This window comes from Pseudoalteromonas sp. 3D05 (assembly GCF_002723455.1).
In the GTDB taxonomy this organism is placed as follows: domain Bacteria; phylum Pseudomonadota; class Gammaproteobacteria; order Enterobacterales; family Alteromonadaceae; genus Pseudoalteromonas.
In genome coordinates, this window is record NZ_PDUS01000008.1 from 127,868 (window position 1) to 147,151 (window position 19,284).

General features: G+C 39.6%; 16 protein-coding genes. 12 read left to right on the forward strand and 4 right to left on the reverse strand.

Annotation, left to right across the window (positions count from 1 at the left end; translation table 11 throughout):
• Positions 1 to 11: 11 nt before the first annotated feature.
• Positions 12 to 1,157, reverse strand: a complete 1,146-nt coding sequence (locus CSC79_RS10400; protein WP_099295740.1) for a hypothetical protein — start codon at positions 1,155 to 1,157, stop codon at positions 12 to 14.
• A 90-nt stretch (positions 1,158 to 1,247) separates the two neighbouring features.
• On the opposite strand from CSC79_RS10400, the gene CSC79_RS10405 reads away from it, so the two are divergent.
• From CSC79_RS10405 to CSC79_RS10430, 6 genes are all read left to right on the forward strand, one after another.
• On the forward strand, positions 1,248 to 2,972 hold the full coding sequence (locus CSC79_RS10405) for an IucA/IucC family protein (RefSeq protein WP_180270413.1): 1,725 nt from the start codon (positions 1,248 to 1,250) through the stop codon (positions 2,970 to 2,972).
• Between the two features lies 1 nt (position 2,973).
• On the forward strand, positions 2,974 to 3,927 hold the full coding sequence (locus tag CSC79_RS10410) for a GNAT family N-acetyltransferase (RefSeq protein ID WP_099295742.1): 954 nt from the start codon (positions 2,974 to 2,976) through the stop codon (positions 3,925 to 3,927).
• A complete protein-coding gene (locus CSC79_RS10415) occupies positions 3,921 to 5,219 on the forward strand; it encodes a SidA/IucD/PvdA family monooxygenase (protein ID WP_099295743.1) in 1,299 nt (432 codons plus the stop codon). The genes CSC79_RS10410 and CSC79_RS10415 overlap by 7 nt, the downstream gene beginning before the upstream one ends.
• Before the next feature lie 6 nt (positions 5,220 to 5,225).
• On the forward strand, positions 5,226 to 7,433 hold the full coding sequence (locus tag CSC79_RS10420) for a TonB-dependent receptor (RefSeq protein WP_099295744.1): 2,208 nt from the start codon (positions 5,226 to 5,228) through the stop codon (positions 7,431 to 7,433).
• 364 nt (positions 7,434 to 7,797) lie between these two features.
• Positions 7,798 to 9,117, forward strand: a complete 1,320-nt coding sequence (locus CSC79_RS10425) for a Na+/H+ antiporter NhaC family protein (RefSeq protein ID WP_099295745.1) — start codon at positions 7,798 to 7,800, stop codon at positions 9,115 to 9,117.
• 123 nt (positions 9,118 to 9,240) lie between these two features.
• Entirely contained in the window at positions 9,241 to 9,984 is a 744-nt protein-coding gene (locus CSC79_RS10430) for a nucleoside-binding protein (RefSeq protein WP_099295746.1), read from the forward strand.
• Positions 9,985 to 10,082: 98 nt separating this feature from the next.
• Here the strand turns inward: CSC79_RS10430 and CSC79_RS10435 are convergent, their stop codons facing one another.
• Positions 10,083 to 10,880, reverse strand: coding sequence for a M48 family metallopeptidase (locus CSC79_RS10435; protein WP_099295747.1), 798 nt, complete (start codon positions 10,878 to 10,880; stop codon positions 10,083 to 10,085).
• 450 nt (positions 10,881 to 11,330) lie between these two features.
• On the opposite strand from CSC79_RS10435, the gene CSC79_RS10440 reads away from it, so the two are divergent.
• Positions 11,331 to 12,533: a Bcr/CflA family efflux MFS transporter gene (locus CSC79_RS10440; protein WP_099295748.1), complete on the forward strand. Its 1,203-nt coding sequence runs from the start codon at positions 11,331 to 11,333 to the stop codon at positions 12,531 to 12,533.
• 24 nt (positions 12,534 to 12,557) lie between these two features.
• On the opposite strand, the gene grpE is transcribed toward CSC79_RS10440, so the two are convergent.
• Both grpE and CSC79_RS10450 read right to left on the reverse strand, forming a co-directional pair.
• Positions 12,558 to 13,166 (reverse strand): nucleotide exchange factor GrpE, encoded by a 609-nt coding sequence (gene grpE, locus CSC79_RS10445; RefSeq protein WP_099295749.1) that lies wholly within the window; start codon positions 13,164 to 13,166, stop codon positions 12,558 to 12,560.
• A 58-nt stretch (positions 13,167 to 13,224) separates the two neighbouring features.
• Positions 13,225 to 14,190, reverse strand: coding sequence for an HrcA family transcriptional regulator (locus CSC79_RS10450; RefSeq protein WP_099295750.1), 966 nt, complete (start codon positions 14,188 to 14,190; stop codon positions 13,225 to 13,227).
• 104 nt (positions 14,191 to 14,294) lie between these two features.
• Between CSC79_RS10450 and nadK the strand changes: the two genes are divergently transcribed.
• The 5 genes from nadK to CSC79_RS10475 all read left to right on the forward strand — a co-directional run bounded on the left by nadK (position 14,295) and on the right by CSC79_RS10475 (position 19,217).
• The gene (nadK, locus tag CSC79_RS10455; RefSeq protein ID WP_099295751.1) at positions 14,295 to 15,179 is read left to right on the forward strand and encodes an NAD(+) kinase; all 885 of its coding nucleotides are present in this window, start codon (positions 14,295 to 14,297) and stop codon (positions 15,177 to 15,179) included.
• Between the two features lie 78 nt (positions 15,180 to 15,257).
• On the forward strand, positions 15,258 to 15,827 hold the full coding sequence (locus CSC79_RS10460) for a hypothetical protein (protein ID WP_099295752.1): 570 nt from the start codon (positions 15,258 to 15,260) through the stop codon (positions 15,825 to 15,827).
• 173 nt (positions 15,828 to 16,000) lie between these two features.
• Positions 16,001 to 17,674 (forward strand): DNA repair protein RecN, encoded by a 1,674-nt coding sequence (gene recN / locus CSC79_RS10465; protein ID WP_099295753.1) that lies wholly within the window; start codon positions 16,001 to 16,003, stop codon positions 17,672 to 17,674.
• A gap of 575 nt (positions 17,675 to 18,249) precedes the next feature.
• Complete coding sequence (locus CSC79_RS20085; protein WP_180270414.1) at positions 18,250 to 18,390, forward strand: hypothetical protein; 141 nt, start codon at positions 18,250 to 18,252, stop codon at positions 18,388 to 18,390.
• 386 nt (positions 18,391 to 18,776) lie between these two features.
• Positions 18,777 to 19,217 (forward strand): hypothetical protein, encoded by a 441-nt coding sequence (locus CSC79_RS10475; protein WP_099295755.1) that lies wholly within the window; start codon positions 18,777 to 18,779, stop codon positions 19,215 to 19,217.
• Positions 19,218 to 19,284 lie beyond the last annotated feature (67 nt).

Genomic DNA, 19,284 nt, shown 5'->3' on the forward strand with positions numbered 1-19,284 from the left:
ATTACCACTTTTTAAATAGAGCTCGCTCGCGTTGAATGAACATGAGCGATAAATCGATACAAAATAAAACTAAATGCTGCCGTTAATGCAGCGCTGACTAAACCATAAGGCATGCTCAACGATAAGTTGACACATAAAGCGCCAACGGCATAACCTAAGGTATGAAGTGTCGCTATATAGTTTGTGAACTGCTTCCCTGCCTTTGAAACAATGATATTGGTATAAGCTAGCGTTGCACTATTGAGTGCAACGAATGTAAATGCAATAAACACACAAAGCGCCATAATAGAACTCATTAGTGAACTAATCAAAGCCATTAAAAAAGCAGCCCCGACACTTAAAACAAGCAAGGATTCTGAATCAATCTTTTGTTTTTTAATAAAATATAATTGAAAAAATGTACTCAGCCCCGCTGTTAATGCGAGATTTACTGCCACCCACTGACTGACTGCAACGCTATTAGCTGTGAGGGTTTTAGACAGTACTTGCACAAGACTGAATTGCCCATAACAAAGACTAAATGAACATATAAATGCAACGGCCAGCAGCCCCCACTGTTGATTGGGCTTTGCTGGTTCATGAGCTTTTATATCACAATGAGGTATTACCGGTGTTGCCAATAATACGAACACACCCAATATGATCGGCAGTGCAAATACCCATATTGGCGAAACAAGTAATAAACCTAAACATACTATGGGTGTGAGGCACCTCGCTAAAGTGCCACCTAAACTGACCTTTGCTAAAGCACCAATACTATTTTTTGAAAAAATCTGCAAAGCACTAATTTGCAATTGAGGCACAACCCCACTGCTGAATATCCCGTGCATAATGCGACTCAAAATAAACAGGGTTAACATTAATTCGACTGAATAATTTGTTTGTACTAACCACACACACATCAGGAGTAAATTGCTGAGAATAAATCCTGCAGATGACACTTTTATAACAAAGCTACAGCCTTTATTAGCGACCACTTTAGCCCAAAAAACACTTGAAAATAAAAATAGAAATGAACCAGCAGCCTGCCAATTAACAAGCGCCTCATAGGGAGTTTGCATTACATCAGCTAAAAGCGGCAACACGACTAACGCAATCTGTTGGCTCACACCTAACAATCCACCACCGACCACCAACCAAATAACGCGATTTTTCATAAGTTCTCAAAAAAGGGTCAAATTTTCATTGACACAGTAATGCAAACCCTTATCATTCGCAATAACTTTATTGTTCTAAGGATTCAGACAGTGTTAAATAAAAGTTTTTGTTGGTCGAGTTTTGCCAACGCCTACTTGCGAGAAAATAGCAATTGGGATGTTATCCCCCACACTGAGGGGCTTAAAGCAATTAGCATTCGCCTTGAAGAGCAGCACCACCTTCTGTTACCACTTCATTATTTTTCAAAATTAGGGGTTCACGGCTTTACCGGTGACGTGCTCCTACAATCCAATAACACGCAAACCAGCATTGAATTTGAACAAGCAATACGCTTATTAATGCCTCGAGCTGATAACAGCGCCGCATTTTCAAAATCCCAAATTGATGAATTCATTACCCAAGTGCTTCAAAGTCAACGCTTCATTGCTCAATCTTTAGATAATCATCCTAGGCTTGCACAATTAAAAACGGGTCCTTTGAACTTTATTGAGGCTGAACAAGGCCTTCTGGCGGGACACAACTTTCATCCTGCGGCAAAAAGCCGACAACAGCTCACCGATGATTTATGGGCTAAATATAGCCCCGAATTTGCAGCAAAATTTAAACTTGTGTGGTTACGCGTTTCAAAGAGTATAGTGGTTGGTGAATCAGATGGCGACTCACTTGATGGCTACTTATCTGAGCTTGTTTCTCAAAGTGCCCCTCAACTGTTGAGCAAACACAATGAGCAATATGCAGTAATTCCGATGCATCCATGGCAATGGCAGCATTTAAAAACGCTTTCTACTATTCAAATGCTGTTAAATGACAAGCTCATAATTGAATTAGGCGAGCACGGTTTAGCATGGTCGGCCACCTCATCTGTTCGCGCAATTTGTCAACCCGACGTCACATTTCAGCTGAAATACTCTTTAAATATTAAATTGACTAACTCTGTTAGAACCTTATCAGTCAAAGAATGTAAACGTGGGCTACGTGTTTTTGATGCATGCCAGACTAACAAATATAAAAAATGGCAAGCGCAGTACCCTGAATTTAATGTTCTACAAGAGCCTGCTTGGTGTGGCTTGAGTTTTAATGGTCAGGTGATCGAGCAAAGCATTTTCTTATTCAGAGAGAACCAACAACTAAATCATAAAAATGAAAGCCTCGTATTAGCCACACTTTGTCAATTGCCAATAGACGATGAACATCACCTATTACTTGAGCAACTTAAACAGGTGAGCCTAAATCAGCAGGTCACATTACCTGAGGCTGCTGAGCTTTGGTTTAAAAAGTTTAGTGAGAAAGTCATCTTGCCACTCTTTGATTTGCAAGCAAATTTAGGCTTAGTGTGCCTTGCCCACCAGCAAAATATCGTTATTGAATTTAACCAGGGACTTCCTTTCAAAACCTTTATTCGTGACTGCCAAGGCATTGGCTTTTCTACATTGGGGGTTGAGCAGTTTAGTGCGTACTGTAAAGACATTTCCGGTGAAATTGAACACCACTGGAGTCAAGATCAAATATCACGTTACTTTCCTTATTACGTCATTATAAACAGTAGCTACGCGCTCATCGCTGCACTTTCGATGTTAGGGTTTGGTGATGAACAAGCCTGGTGTAACAAATTACACCGCACATTAGCCAGTATCGCGAATTCTGCAATCGATCCAATCTGCCTTCAACAAGTACTCCAACAACCTCATTTCCAATGTAAAGGCAATTTTTACTGCTATTTAACTGGTGATAACGAAAATACCATCGAAGACCCTGCAATCATCTATTTTGACATGCCTAATTTAGTCGCTCAAACCGACCAACAGGAGCGTTAGCATGTTATTAAAGCACCACCTTCCCATTGAAAAATCTCCTTCAGGTGTGGTTGATCATTACAACAATATATCGCTTCAGGGTGAAATCTGCTTTGGTTATAACTTTGTTGCTGAATATGATGAAAACATTCATTCTTTGCCACAGTTGCTATGCCTGCTTGATGCCCTTTTTTATCTAAACGATCATATCAAACACGTTCAATTGCCAAAAAAGCAATGGCAACAATCTAAACCATGGCAAGCGTTGGTTCGGGCTTTTAATACTGAGAGCTTGTCACGGTTCGAATTTTATAGTCATCCTTTGAATGGCTTAAATGAAACACAAAGACCACTGTTTAATCACATCGATTCTCAAAGAATGAGCCCTAAACGCCCTATTAATTTAACGCAAGAAGTTTATCGTCGCTTTGATAACGAGCTAGGCAAATTCATAAGCTTTAAAGTAGCGGATCCTGATGCAGATATAGGCATTTTTCACCAGTGGATGCACCACCCCCGTGTTAGTGAGTTTTGGGAGATGGACTTACCCAAAGAAGAACTTAAAAGCTATCTAACCGATAAATTTAATACCCCGTTTAACTTGCCCTTAATTGGTTACTTTGACGACGAAGCATTTGGCTATTTTGAAGTTTATTGGGCTGCTGAAGATAGGATCGCGCCCTACTACGCATGGCAAGGATACGACAGAGGCTTGCACCTGTTAGTAGGTAATGATGCATATAGGGGCACGCGCTTTTTTAAAGCATGGTGTAAAGCTATTAGTCATTTTATATTTTTAGACTGCCCCATGACACAAAAAATTGTCCTTGAACCAAGACACGACAATCAAAAATTGTTCAATCAAATCACTAAACTTGGATTTATAAAGGAATATGAATTTGAGTTCCCGCATAAGCGTGCAGCGCTTATATCAATCGAAAAAGTTAAATTCTACAAGGAGAATTTTCAATGTTAGATCTAGCAGGGATCGGAATTGGTCCATTCAATTTAAGCATCGCCGCACTTTTGAACGAATCCAACGAGCTTAATTATCGTTTTTTTGATAACAAACCCAGTTTTGCATGGCATCCAGGTTTACTGTTACCCGATGCCCACATGCAAACATGTTATCTAAAAGACTTGGTAACTGCCGTTGCACCGACCAGTCGCGTAAGTTTCTTGTCTTATTTAGTTGATAAAAAGCGGTTTTACCGATTTTTATCAACTGATATTGCCATGATAAGCCGAACCGAATTTTCTGACTATATGGCGTGGGCAGCAAGCAAATTAAAGAACCTCAATTTTAACGATGCAGTCTCTGCAATCAATTATTCCAACGGTCAGTTTGTCATTACAACGAATAGTGGCGAATACACTGCGAAAAACATTTGTTTGGGAACTGGTAAAGCGCCATACATTCCCCACGAATTCGTATCGCAACTGGGTGATAAAGTATTTCACGCAGCTGAGATTATGAGCCGTGATATTGATTTAACAAATAAAAGCGTCGCTATTATTGGTGGGGGGCAAACAGGTGCAGACATTGTACTTAATGCCTTAGGGGAATATTGGGGCAAACCGAGTTCGTTATATTGGGTGTCCCGTCGCCCTAACTATCAGCCTCTTGATGAAGCGACTTTTACAAACGAATTTTTTACTCCGCAATATACTGAGTGTTTCTTTGATTTACCTGAGCTAAGCAAAAAACGCGAGATTAAAACCCAAAAGCTTGCAAGTGACGGTATTACAACAGAATGCTTAAAACAAATTTATCAATATTTATATCAACACTTTGACGTCAAAGGTGAAGAAAAGTGGGTTCATTTACTCCCCAATCGGACAGCGCAAACTATCTCACCTAATAATAACGGCTTTACTGTGAAGTGCCATAATACATTGAATCAAAGCGATGAAGTACTTAATGCTGATTATGTTATTTTAGCTACAGGCTTTGAGTCTAAATTACCCACATACCTTGAACCACTAAAGCCACTACTTCACTTAAACGAAGACGGCGGACTTCAGCTAGATAGTCATTTTAATATTAAATGGCAGCACCAAAGCGAAAACCAAATTTACGCAGTCAATGCTGGCCTTGATAGCCATGGCATCGCCGAACCTCAACTGAGTTTAATGGCATGGCGAAGTGCCACAATTATTAACCATTTAGCAAACAAAACTTTATTTGATCTCAGTGAAACGCAAAGCTTTATCGACTGGACATTACCCAACTCATCTCATTTTTTACCTTTAACAACGGCAGTTTAAATTAACATGAAAAAGTATACTCTTACATTAGTAGCCTCTAGCCTTCTATGTGCATTTAACTCATATGCGGCCTCACAAACGCAAGTGCATCAACCGTTAGATCGAATCCTTATAACGGCTAACCGAACAGAGCAAAAAATATCAGATATTGCTGGCACTGTGTGGCTTGTCGATCTTGAACAACTGCAAGCACAAATCAATGCAGGCCACGATTTTAAAACGTCATTAGCGCAACTAATTCCAAGCCTTGATCTAGCCAGTACAACCCGAACTAACTATGGCCAAAATATGCGTGGTCGCCAAATGGTGGTAATGATAGATGGCGTGTCTTTAAACTCTTCTCGTGGTATTAGCCGCCACCTTGATGCTATTGATCCATTTAACATATCACGAATTGAGGTACTTTCAGGGGCAACCGCTATATATGGGGGTGGCAGCACCGGTGGTGTAATTAATATCATTACTAAACAAGGCATCGAAGACAATGCTGTTAAAGTCGGTTTTGTTTCTGGCTTTGCTGGCAGTGATGATTTTGACACAAACTTAGCCGGAGCATATGGCTTTGCTAACAAACACACTAAAGGTCGCGTTTCAATTGCCTATAATAAAACTGACGCCATGTATGACGGTGAAAGTAACCCCATAATAATGGATACAACTCAAAGTGGCCTGCAATACTCTGAAAGTCTTGATTTAATGGCGTCGATATCTCATCAACTTACAGCAAACCAATCACTATCAGCCATGGTGCAAAAATATGAAAACCAAAGTGATGGTGAGCATGGTTTGTATTTTGGCCCAAACGCTAATGCGTTATTTGGTGATATGGCAGGTGTTGAAATTAGAAAAGGGCTAGCATCGGACCATATTCCAAAAACAGAACGCACATTGATTAATCTCAACTATGTAAATAAAGATCTTTTCTCACAAACTTTAAATATACAAGCGTTTATGCGCGAAGAGGTTTTTGATTTTTATCCTCGCCCCCGTCTAAAAGGCAACGCGATTTCAAGTTTCTCAAGCTCAGAGCAGAACACAGATGCGCACGGCTTTAAAGTGGTTATGTCTGGAAAAGCAGACAAACTGACTTACGCTTACGGCTTTGACTATGATAGTGAGGAGTTTGAGGCTATACAAACTTATTACGATACTGAGGTTGCACAAAGTTCGGGCGGGTTGGTAATGAATGAACTGTACGGGGTTGACCGCTACCCTGGCTTTAAAGTTGATGCCCGTGCTTTGTTCGCTCAACTACAATATCAGCTACTAGACAATCTAGGCCTTGCTGTAGGCTACCGCCGACAATCAATGGATAATACTGTAAATGATTTTGTTGGTACTAGCGCTGCAATTAAAGTGAAGACAGGGGTTGCATCAGAAGCTGAAGCCATCAAAGGCGGCAGCACAGATTATGACGTTGGACTATTTAATTTAGGTGTCATCTTCGATATAAACGATAGCCAACAAATGTGGTTTAACTCAGCTGAAGCTTTTGAGCTACCTAATGTAGCAAAATACTATGGCAAAGGCAGTTATGAGCAATCAACCAATACAACTGCATTAACATTAGTTGAAGGCAGTGTGGTTGATGTAAATAGTTCTGCGCTTTCAGGTATTAAAACCGACTCTATGGAACTTGGTTGGCGTTTTGATGACGGAGCATTACGTGCACAACTGGCTGCCTATTACAGCACTTCAGATCACAAAATTTCATATAACTCTAAGACATTGCTTATCTCAGTATCAGACTCTAAAACCCGCACAAAAGGGGTTGAAGCACAACTAGACTATGATTTTGAGAACGCGTGGCAAGCGGGATTTTCTGCGCATTTAATAACAAAAGAAGCTGAAAACGCGCAAGGTGATTGGGAAAAGGTCACGGTTACACAAGCCTCAAGCTCAAAACTAACCAGTTATATTAGTTGGCAAAAAGCGGACTTTAATCTTCGCTTACAAAGCAAAACAATGTTTGATTTAGAAGATGATGCGGATAAAAAAATTGATGGTTATACGCTTTTAGACCTGACAGCGCGCTACCCGCTAGAACACGGCCAAGTATACTTCTCTATCAATAACGTGCTTGATAAAACTTACACAACACAATGGGGTAAACGAGCCATTTACTTCTACAGCCCTAAATATGGCCCAGAAACACTTTATGACCATAAAGGGCGTGGAAGAAGCTTCGCTTTGACGTATCAATACAATTTTTAAACCAACGGTTTGATGTGAAATTATAAGCCGCTAACGCGGCTTATAATATGTTTAATTTTATTCAATTGATTACCACCAAAGTAGTACCGTCTATTTATAATTTTATCTTTGCGGACATAAGTGAACTAGATTTTATTTTAAACTCATGTAATAGTCAGAAAACTCTTTTAAAAATAATAATAATAGATACCCATAGACTTTAGCCGTCTATACATTTAAACTTCCTTCTTTGCGCCGATTTGGTCTTTGGCTTGCGGGCGCTGTTGAATTACTTATCACTTTGATAAGAGAACAACGAAATGCTGCTAAAAGAAGGATATTTTGGCTGTAGTAGTTGTTTATGAGTTATCTAACGAGGAATATGATGCAGCCATCATTTAATAAAACTAAAGCAAAGTTATCTTTGCTGCCACTGCTTACCTTTGTAGCCCTATTTTTAGGCGCTGGTTTGTATCTTCAATCGCAAGGTGTTGATTATGCTTTCTATCAACTGCCCGCTCCTGTTGCCATTCTACCAGCGATTATGCTGGCGTTTATCCTAAATAAAAACACCATTAACCACAGTGTAGAAACCTTTATAAAAGGTGCTGGTCACAATAATATTATAACAATGTGTTTGATATACCTTCTTGCAGGTGCATTTTCTGCAGTTGCAGGGGCAACTGGGGGTGTTGATGCGGTTGTGAATGCGGGTTTATCACTGATCCCCCCCGCTTTACTATTGCCTGGCCTCTTTTTAATTGCCGCGGTTGTGTCAACTGCAATGGGTACATCGATGGGAACTATCGGAGCAATTGGCCCGATTGCCTATGCGGTATCAATGAAAACGGGTATCGATCCGGCCTTAATGGCAGGTACTATCGTATCGGGTGCGATGTTTGGCGACAATTTATCAATTATTTCAGATACTACAATCGCAGCCACAAGAACTCAGGGCTGTGAAATGAAGGATAAATTTCGTGAAAATTTAAAAATTGCTCTTCCCGCTGCAATACTTACTATCGCGTTACTTGTCTTTTTAACACCTGCATCACAGGCAGTTGAAGCGAAAGAGTATGATTTGTTATTAGTCTTACCTTATGCCTTTATACTCGTGCTTGCGGTAATGGGCTTCAATGTTTTTGTTGTTCTATTTAGCGGAATCATTTTTGCTGCGTTGATGGGCTTTACAGGCAGCTACGAAGGCGCAAGCTTTGTAAAAGATATCTACAAAGGCTTTACCGACATGCAAGAAATCTTCTTGCTATCGATGTTTATTGGTGGTTTATCTGAGTTTATCCGCATTAATGGTGGTCTTGACTACTTAGCACGCAAAATTCAAGCAATAACAAAAATCATTGCTAAATGGCACAGAAAAGTAGCTGACCAACTTGGGATTGCAGCGCTAGTGATGACTAGTAACCTGTGTATTGCGAACAATACAGTTTCAATTATTGTCGCGGGACCTGTGGCTAAAAAGCTAGCAACAGATGGTGAAATTAGCGGTAAACGCTCAGCAAGTTTATTAGATATATTCGCTTGTGTTACTCAAGGCTCATTGCCTTACGGCGCTCAAGCATTATTACTTGGCGCAACCTTCAAAATTAGCCCTTGGGAAGTATCTACATCTTCTTATTACTGTTTTATATTGGCGTTTACAGCAGTGACTGTTATTTGCCTCAGACGCAACAAAACTGAGATTTAACGTTTTTTAATAGCAGATACGCTCAATTCTAGGGGTATCTGCTATAATCTCGATTAGAAATAGTAAATATTTAAATCCGAGATTCCTACATTGAATAAAACAATCGTTTTTACTGCCATTTTCATGGCTAGCGCTTCAAGCCACGCTGCTAATTGGAGCACCACTGCGTTACACCTTAATAAAGGGGATTTTAAAAACCCTTTCACAGGACAAAAATCAACCACCACGATTGCTTCACTACAACATGCCTCTGGTTATGATTATGGTGATAACTTCTTCTTTATTGATTATATAAATGATACCACTGACGATGGCTACCAAGACAAAGACTTTTATGGGGAATGGTACTCTACTTTTAGTTTATCCAAAATATCGGGTAGCGACATGTCTTATGGTGCAATTGCGGATATTGGCTTAACGGCAGGATTTAACGCCGCAGGCGATTCTAAAGTATTAAAGTACTTACCTGGCGTAAAGGTAAACTGGCAAGCACCGGGGTTTAGCTTTTTGTCAACGCTAGTCACAGCATACATCGATGATAATGAAGGTGTATCACGTGGTGGAGCTCCTATTGAAACCAATAGCTGGATGCTTGATATTGCGTGGGGCTATCCGTTTTCGATTGGCACACAAAAGTTTAATGTGACAGGCCACATTGAGTATATCGCCGCACGTGAAAATGAGTTTGGCGAAGATGTTAAAGCTTGGGTCTTAGCGCAACCTATCATAACGTGGGATTTAGGTAATGCGATTAGCATGAAAGAGAACACCTTACTTCTAGGAATTGAGTGGCAATATTGGCACAACAAACTTGGCACAGATACCGCAGAGTCTGTACCACAATTACATATTGAGTGGACGTTTTAAGGACCGCCTAAAACTTCTCCCTCGCGAAGCTAAAAATAAAGGCACAACATTGCATGTTGTGCCTTTTTAAATTTATTTAAAACTACTATGGCAGCAAACTAGAGCGTACAGGCTGGCGTTTTTCCTGACTTGTTGGCATTATTCTTTGCTACTACCGCGCCTGACATGTTTGCTTGTAACTCTTTTATACGATTACCAGGTGCTGGATGAGTCGACATAAACTCAGGTGTTGCTCCACCTCCAGCTTGGCTCATATTTTGCCATAATGTGACTGACTCTTTCGGGTTAAACCCTGCTTTAGCCATTAAGTCTAAGCCGATAATATCGGCCTCTGACTCATGAGAGCGACTAAAGGGTAAAATAATACCAAATTGCGCACCCAAACCGAGACCTTGCATTATCTCATTACGGTATTTTACATCGCCTATATCAAGTGCTGCACTGCCTACCTGCATGCCTGTTTGCAACAGTGAACTTTGTGATACACGTTCATTTGAATGCTCCGCGATAACATGCCCCACTTCATGACCAATGACTGTTGCAAGTTGGTGTTGGTTTTTAGCTACATTGAGTAATCCGGTATGAACACCAATATAGCCCCCAGGTAATGCAAAAGCATTGGCTGAATCGTCTTCAAAGACGACCACTTCCCAATTTTGGCTTGCGTATTGTTGAGGCAAAACAGCAATTACATCCTTGGTAATGCATTTAACATACGCATTCACAGCTGGATCTTTATTTACTTTTTGGGTCTCTTTCATTTGAGCAAAGCTTTGCTGGCCCATTTGGCTCATTTGTTGATCACTATACAAAGCGATTTGTGTCCGACCCGTTGGTGATGTTTTACACCCGGCTAACACGGCTGTTGCGAGTACTGCTAAAACTAGTTTTTTCATTGTATTCCCCAACTAACATTCCGTTTATTGATATTTTGTCAATATAGCAAATAACGCCTTAACATAATATTACTATTGAACCCCCTAAGCACGCTGACAAAATTAATCACAGACTAACCCATACACTGGCTATCGCATTGTAAATCTCGCAGATATACCTAAACCACCTCAAGATGCACAATTCAGCGCTCCACAGTGACTTAATATCAAGATGTTGCTTTGCAAGAGTGGCACTCCCTTTTAAGAAGGAACAACGATGAGAGTAAGTGCCAGTGAAACACCCAGCGGGTTGGTTTAAAAGCGATTTATACCGCGTTATTGATTTTAACGAGGAAACAACCATTATTTGCAATCAATGCCTTGCCTAAATCGTTTTTAATTCCAACGACGCTCGCATCTTGAGGTGGCTTGGGTATACAATGCGCACCAAATTCTGTTCACGAGTAGCGCATGCAAATTCAATCTTCTCTCCTTAACAAGCGTATCTTACTGCCTCTTTTAGCGAGTATCGTTGCTATTACCCCCCTCGCAATCGACATGTATTTACCTGCAATGCTAATTATTGCAAACGACCTCAATACAAGTATGCCTAATGTACAAATATCACTCAGTTTGTACCTAGCTGGTTATGCTCTGGGCATGCTTTTCTTCGGCCCAATTGCCGATCAAATAGGACGGCGAATACTCGCAAAGATCGGGTTAGCCTTATTTGGATTAAGTTCCCTTGCTTTAGCATTTTGTAATGACATACACCTTTTTTGGTTTTTGCGTGTTGTTCAAGCTTTCACTGGTGCGGCAGCAACAGTGGTTGTGCCAGGTATTATTCGTCACATTTATCAAAAGGACACGGCTAAAGGCATGTCTTATGTGTCTATGATCATGATGGTGGCTCCTCTCGTGGCGCCTACTGTTGGTTCAATGATAATGGGGCTTTCTCATTGGCAGACGATTTTTATCGTACTCGCTTGTTATAGCTTTACTATTTTAGCGCTAACTCAAAGATACTTGATTGATATTCCAATATTTAAAAGCCCTCTTTCAGGTTTTGCACTTTTTTTTGATAGTTATAAAACCGTATTTAAAAATAAAAATGCGCGCGCAGACATAGCCAGCTCAATGTTTGTTTCTTTTGGCTTTTTTTGCTTTTTAACTGCTGTGCCCTTCGTATACCTTGATTACTTTGCTGTATCTGAACAACTATTTGGATTATTGTTTGCATTTAATGTGATGGCATTGATGTTTGGTAACTTTTTAAACACGCGTTTAGTACCGCGAATTGGTTCTCGAAAGATGCTCTATTATGGTTTGTTTGTAGGGTTTATGTCGGGAAGCGCGTTGTTATCATTTAGCATGTTTCATTTATCGCTGTACTTTATAGTTGCAGCTATTGCACCTCTTATGATGAGCCTAGGTATTATTGCCAGTAATGCAGATGCACTTATTTTGATGCAGTTTGAAGAAAAGTCAGGAACGGCAACCGCCGTCATTGGTACTTTACGCTTTGGCAGCGGTGCACTTGTTGGGCCAATACTCGCATTAATGCATGCGCAAAGTGCCGTGCCCTTTTCAAGTTTAATGTTCAGTGCGTTAGTGCTAACTTTGCTTGCTCAAGTTTGGCACCGAATACAAAGCAAAAAAAATGCCCGTAATTAACGGGCATTTCTAAAATATTTTAGATTACTCAGCGGCTTTTGACACCATCACCATTGCAGGGCGAAGTAAACGACCATTTAAAGTGTAACCCTTTTGCATTACTGCTAGTACTGTATTAGGTGATACATCATTACTTGGCTGGATAGACATTGCTTGGTGAAATTCAGGGTTAAACTGCTCACCTTGTGGGTTTACAATTTCAACACCAAACTTAGCAACAGCATCATTAAAGCTCTTCACTGTCATATCAATGCCTTCAAGTAACGGCTTAAGTGTTTCGTTCTCTTTGTCTGAGAATTCAATTGCACGTTCTAGGTTATCAATCACTGGAAGTAGTTCGTTAGCAAACTTTTCTAAAGCAAATTTATGCGCTTTTTCAACATCTTGAGCTGCACGACGACGAATATTTTCAACATCAGCTGCAGCACGAACAACACCATCTTTTTGGTCATTGATTGTTTGCTTTGCCGCTTCAAGCTCTGCGTAAAGCATGGCGATTTCAGCTTCCGGGCTAACTTCTTCAGCCTCATGTGCATCAGCAGCCTCTACCGCAGCTTCAACGTCTGCTTGCATTTGCTCTAACTCTTCATTTAATTCTACTTCTTGCTCTGGTGATTTTGTCTGCTCAGACATAATAAACGTACTCCAATTCTTTTCAATTGCGGTAATTATGGGGATTGAATAAAAAGATTCAAGAGTCAGATGACTCGATTAGTTTAAATTCTTGGATGATTGCTTCAATTTGCGCCGATTTTGGACAAATAATACAAAAACGACTTTGATATTCTTGATTTTGAAAATACGGCACACTTATCACCATTAACTCAGCGCAATCTTCAAATGGCAGTTGTTCTGAATTAAGTACAGAAACACCATTTTTGAAAGCCAGTTTATCTTCCACATAATTTAAAAATGATACGCCAATATTTAAACTTTGCTGACAATCCATTTGCTTATATAAGTAGTTTTCCCCTACCACAATACTGTTGTCTGAACCAAGCTTTTGGCTTAGTTCGCGGGTCCACTGTGTTAATGAATCATGGCAATTACGTGGCGCTGTATTTGCCATTGCCTGCATACGATACAAGCCTTCCATCAGCGTTTGTTGACTAAATACCGTGTTCAGCCAAGTCGCAAATTGATATCGAACAGCGTCTGATGAATCAGACGGTTTGTGAATACAAATATTATGACTTTGGCCAGCTCTATCAATCAATAAAATAAGCCAATCATTGCTATCGAAATCAAGTACTTCTACTCTAAAAACATGCTGAGAGCGGACTTGAGGCAAGCCAACACAACAACACACTTTAAAACGTTGACTTAAATCGTGGGCTAACTCTACAAGTTTTGACTGCGCTGGGTGCCAATATTGGGCTATCTCATTTAACGCAAAAAACTCCGTTAACCAGTACTCAAAACCGGCATTAGTCGGAACGCGTCCAGCAGATGTGTGGGGGGAGTATAATAACCCCACTTTTTCAAGCCGAGACATTGCATTACGCACGGTGGCCGAGCACACTGCCATACCTTTTTGCTTTGCAATTTTACTTGATGCCACAGGCAGGCCTTCACCATCACAGTACAAACTCATAACGGCGGAAAATATTTGCTGATCTCGAGGATTTATATTCATATTATCTACATCTTGGTGCATAAAGCATATATCGGGGCAAAGAGAGGTTATTTCAAGGCACTGAGGTTTTCAATTCACTCATTTTTAAGTACTCTAGCATTATTATAATTATTTGCGTGAATATCATGGAATCACCTTTTAAAACCATAGGCTTAATTGGAAAAGTAAATCACGATGGCGCAACCGCAACATTAATACGCTTATACACTTTTTTAAATGCATTAGGCTTTTCTGTTATTGTTGAGCAACGAACTGGACAGCAAATAGACGATATACCTAAAGACAAACTTGTCAAATTAATTGAGCTTGGTGAAAAAGCTGACTTAGCAATTGTGGTTGGAGGCGACGGCAACATGCTAGGTGCCGCACGTGTACTTGCTCGCTTTAATGTTGCTGTTATTGGAGTGAACCGAGGGAACCTAGGGTTTTTAACAGACTTAAACCCCGATGGCTTTGAAGCAAGCTTGGAGCAAGTATTGAGTGGGCAATTTATCGAAGAAAACCGCTTTCTGCTTGAAGTTGAAGTCTATCGTCATGCTGAACTCAAAAGTGCAAATTCGGCTGTGAACGAAGCAGTTCTTCACGCAGATAAAGTTGCTCACATGATAGAATTTGAAGCATTTATAAACAATGAATTTGTCTTTTCTCAGCGTTCTGACGGTTTAATTGTTTCAACTCCCACAGGTTCAACAGCTTACTCACTATCTGGCGGCGGACCTATTTTGACCCCTGAGCTGAACGCTATTTCGCTGGTCCCAATGTTTCCTCATACCCTATCAAGTCGTCCTTTGGTCGTCGATGCCGATAATGAAGTTCGCTTAAAACTAAGTTTAGAAAATACGGATAGCTTACAAGTGAGCTGTGATAGTCATGTTGTGTTGGCCGTTTTGCCTGGTGATGAAGTCGTGATAAAAAAGGCTGATAAAAGACTTCGGCTTATTCATCCTAAAGAATACTCTTACTATCATGTTTTACGTACAAAGCTAAATTGGGGTAGTCGTTTGTATTAATTATATTGCGCTAACTCATACTTTAGCGCAAAATATCATGAAATTTATAATCACATAAATCAGGAATGTTTATTAGCGATGACCTACGTTGTATTTTTTGCTATTTTGTTATTAATAACGTTATTAGGTACATACCTTGTAATTGAAAATAACCGCCGTAATGCACGAGAGGCAGAAAAAAAGCTGTTTAATAACCGTGTAGCAGAAGTAACGAGCAATTTAAAAGGGAAATTAAATTACTTTTCTGAGGCTCATATACTTAGGCCTAAATATATCCCGCGATTACAAGTCATTGCTAGCAACTTTTTTGTTGTACAACCCCATAGTGATGAAAACCTATTGTATTTAGAACGAATTGTCGAATCTTTCATCTCAACAGTAAATAGCGAACTGACTAAATCGTTTGTCACCGGTGAGCGTGACAAATTAGCTGAGCAACTTTCTCTTTTTGTTGCTGAATTACCCTATGCGGGAATTGAATATAACCGTGATTTTTATTATGAAATACTACCTTCATTAATTAAAACATTAGAATCACCGGATATCGCCAGTGATCAAGGTGTACCCGAGGTAGAGGTAGATGAAGAACAAGAATCTGATGATTCAAATACTCAGTCTTTTACACAACAATTAAGTACTAATAGTTAAATCACAGGGTGCTTCTGCACCCTAACCTTTGCATTTCAAGCCCTTTCCCGACGTCATATCAACTTTTCTCGTTACATCTACTGCTTTGTAATCCGAACAAAATAGAAATTTTATTTGCAAAAAAACAAAACACTGTATAAATTAACAGTTAATTGACTGGATGGATGAACAGTATGTTAATCGGACTCGAAATTAAAAACTTTGCCATTGTAAATAACCTTAGCACCGAGTGGCATAGCGGTATGACCGCTATTACAGGTGAGACTGGCGCAGGTAAATCAATTGCAATAGATGCATTATCACTTTGCTTGGGTGAACGTGCTGATGCCGCAGCGGTGCGCCCTGGTACAGAGCGCGCAGAAATAAGTGCTCACTTTGATATTGCTAACCTGCCTAATGCGACTGACTATTTACAACAACAGTTATTAACAAATGATGAAAACGAATGTTTATTAAGACGTGTCATTTGTAAGAACGGTCGTAGTAAGAGTTATATTAATGGTAGTCCTGTAACAGCCACACAGCTAAAAGAATTAGGACAACACCTAATTTCGATTCATGGGCAACATGCGCACCAATATCTTTTGAAAGCAGACCACCAACTCAATTTGTTAGATGCCTACGCAGGACACACTGATTTAGTCTCTAATGTGCGTAAACGCTATCGCGAACACCAAAACTTGCAAAAAGAGTATGCCATTCTCGAGCAGTCTCAACTGAAAGAGGCGGCGCAAAAACAACTGTTAGAATACCAAGTAGCCGAACTTGACGAATTTGCTTTACAAGAAAATGAATTCCAACAGATTGAAGCTGAACACCATAAGTTAAGCCACAGCCAGACGATACTTGAATCGTGCCAACGTGAGCTACAGCATTTATACGAAAGTGATGAGCAAAATGCTTGCTCAATATTACAGCATAGCGCTCAACGCTTTGCTGAGTTAGCGCATTACGACAATAGCTTAACGAGTGTCGCTACTTTGTTAGAAGAAGCCGCTGTGCAAGTAGAAGAAGCCAGTCGCGAGATTAGAAATTATGCTGATCAAACAGAGCTAGACCCAAGCCGACTTGTTGAAGTCGAAGAGCGCTTGAGTGGTGCTTTAGATTTAGCGCGTAAACATCATATAAAACCTGAAGAACTAGTAGATTTTCATCAATCAATCAGTAGCGAGTTGGAATCAATTAGCAATAATTCATCACGGTTAGAACAGTTAGAATCTGAAATAACCTTGTCCTTGGATCTTTATAAAGAAGCCGCTCGTGTATTGAGTAATAGCCGGATAAAAGCTGCCAGTGATTTAAATAAACTGATTAGCCAAAGCATGGCCAACTTATCGATGGAGAATGGGCAATTCGAGATTGCACTTAGCCAAGAGCCATCACGCGTACCTACTAACCTAGGCTATGACTGCATTGCTTTTTTAGTCTCCACAAATCCAGGACAACCTTTACAACCCTTGTCAAAAGTTGCATCAGGTGGAGAGCTTTCACGAATAAGCTTGGCCATACAAGTCATTATTGCGCAAAAAGTAACAACGCCAACACTTATTTTTGATGAAGTAGATGTGGGTATTTCTGGCCCTACGGCATCTGCTGTAGGAAAATTATTACGCCAACTAGGCAAATCAACACAGGTCATTTGTGTGACACACTTACCTCAAGTGGCAAGCTCTGGTCATCAACAGTTTTTTGTAGCCAAAGAAATTGCAAACGGTGAAACATTTACCCATATGAAACCCTTAAATAAAGACGGCAGAATCGACGAAATTGCAAGGCTGCTCGCTGGTGATAACATTAGTAAAATGGCCAAAGCGAATGCCAAAGAGCTTATCTCTGCACATGGCTAAACTTTGCGTGCCCGATTTATTTAAACATTTTAAGCCACTATAAAATTAGACAGAATTTATGAAGAATTACTTATTAAGGACCTCAGCCCTGTTATTAGCTTTAATTATGCTTGCTGGGTGTGAAACAAAAATAGCTCAGTCAATAAATACTAATGGATTTCATTGGGGTCCGATTCTAACACTTATCTACGCCAGTATATTATTGACCCCCATAGTGAGCACTGTATTACTGGTATTTAGCCAATATAAGCCACTTTCTTTTAAGGTTAAGTTGCAACAAATTATCCACATATCGTTGCTTGGAATGCTTTTACTCGCGTGGTTTATAGAGTTAAGCAACATAAATATCATCAATAGTCGGTTGGATTTAATCATCATGCTAGCTGCACTATTTATACAAATGTTGGTCGCAATTTTAGTTTTTGTTTCTGTAAGTAAACACCAAAAGAAACATAACAAAGACAGGTACTTTTTGTAATGGCAGTTTTACAACAATAAAGCAAAGTTTTATTTACAAATTTGACACACTCCAACTGACAGCATAATATTTTGTTTAATCAATCATGGAGCGAATTATGGGTATGCTATTTTCTGACGTTACGCAGCTAAAAAGCAGCTACGCAACACTGCAACTTGGTTCAGCAAAAGCTGATGGCCGATTAACGTTGACCGAACATTTGCTTCACTTTGAATCACTAAATAAACAATTAAATTAAACACCATTAGTCGTGTTGAACGCTGTGCAGGAAAAGCCGCTGGTATTATTCCAATAACACAAAGCGGCATTAAGATTACGACCAAACAGAACCATAATATCGAGTTTCTTTTGCCCGACCCTGAACAATGGCTAAACAGCTTAAGAGCAGATCATTAGAGAAAAATCTGTCTTTAGTAGTTCATTAGTATGATTTAAAGGGCCGTTTTGATTTGTCTGCCTCGCTTTTTCTTAAAGCTTATTATCATTAGTTTAATTGCAATAACATGAACTACGCTTTTAGTACTAAAAAATGTCACTAAATCTAATTATTACTGCTATTAAACTTTACATCTTTATTAATTCGTCTCACACTTGAATCATCTGGAATCTGTAAAACAATTTAAAATGAAATATTTATTAACGCTTTTTACACTCATTTCTATTCTTTCACTATCAGGCTGTGGTAGTGAAGAGTCTACTTCTGGTGACTCAAGTACACCAGGGGAAGGTGCGACTATGTATTTTGATGCCTTGTATAATGCGAAAGACCTCAATAAGGCGATGACAATGGCTACGCCTAAATTAGGCAGAATAATGAAGTCATATGGTACTTCTAAACAATTCGCTCGCAATTTAGTTAATATGCAATATGACGAAGTAGTTATTGAAGTAGACATGACAAACATGAGCCTTCGAGAGCAGTATGGTGATAAGGCTAATATAAACCTTATATTTACCGGTTACTTTAATGGTAACAAGGTTGATGATATGCGCAGTGTTAAAATGGTACGTAAGAAAGGCAAATGGTACGTGGATAAAATAAACCCAGACCCATTTGCCAGATAATTTTCAATAACCTAAGCTCTGGTTATGAGATGTATTACATATTGATATTAAATACTGAAAGCCTTTA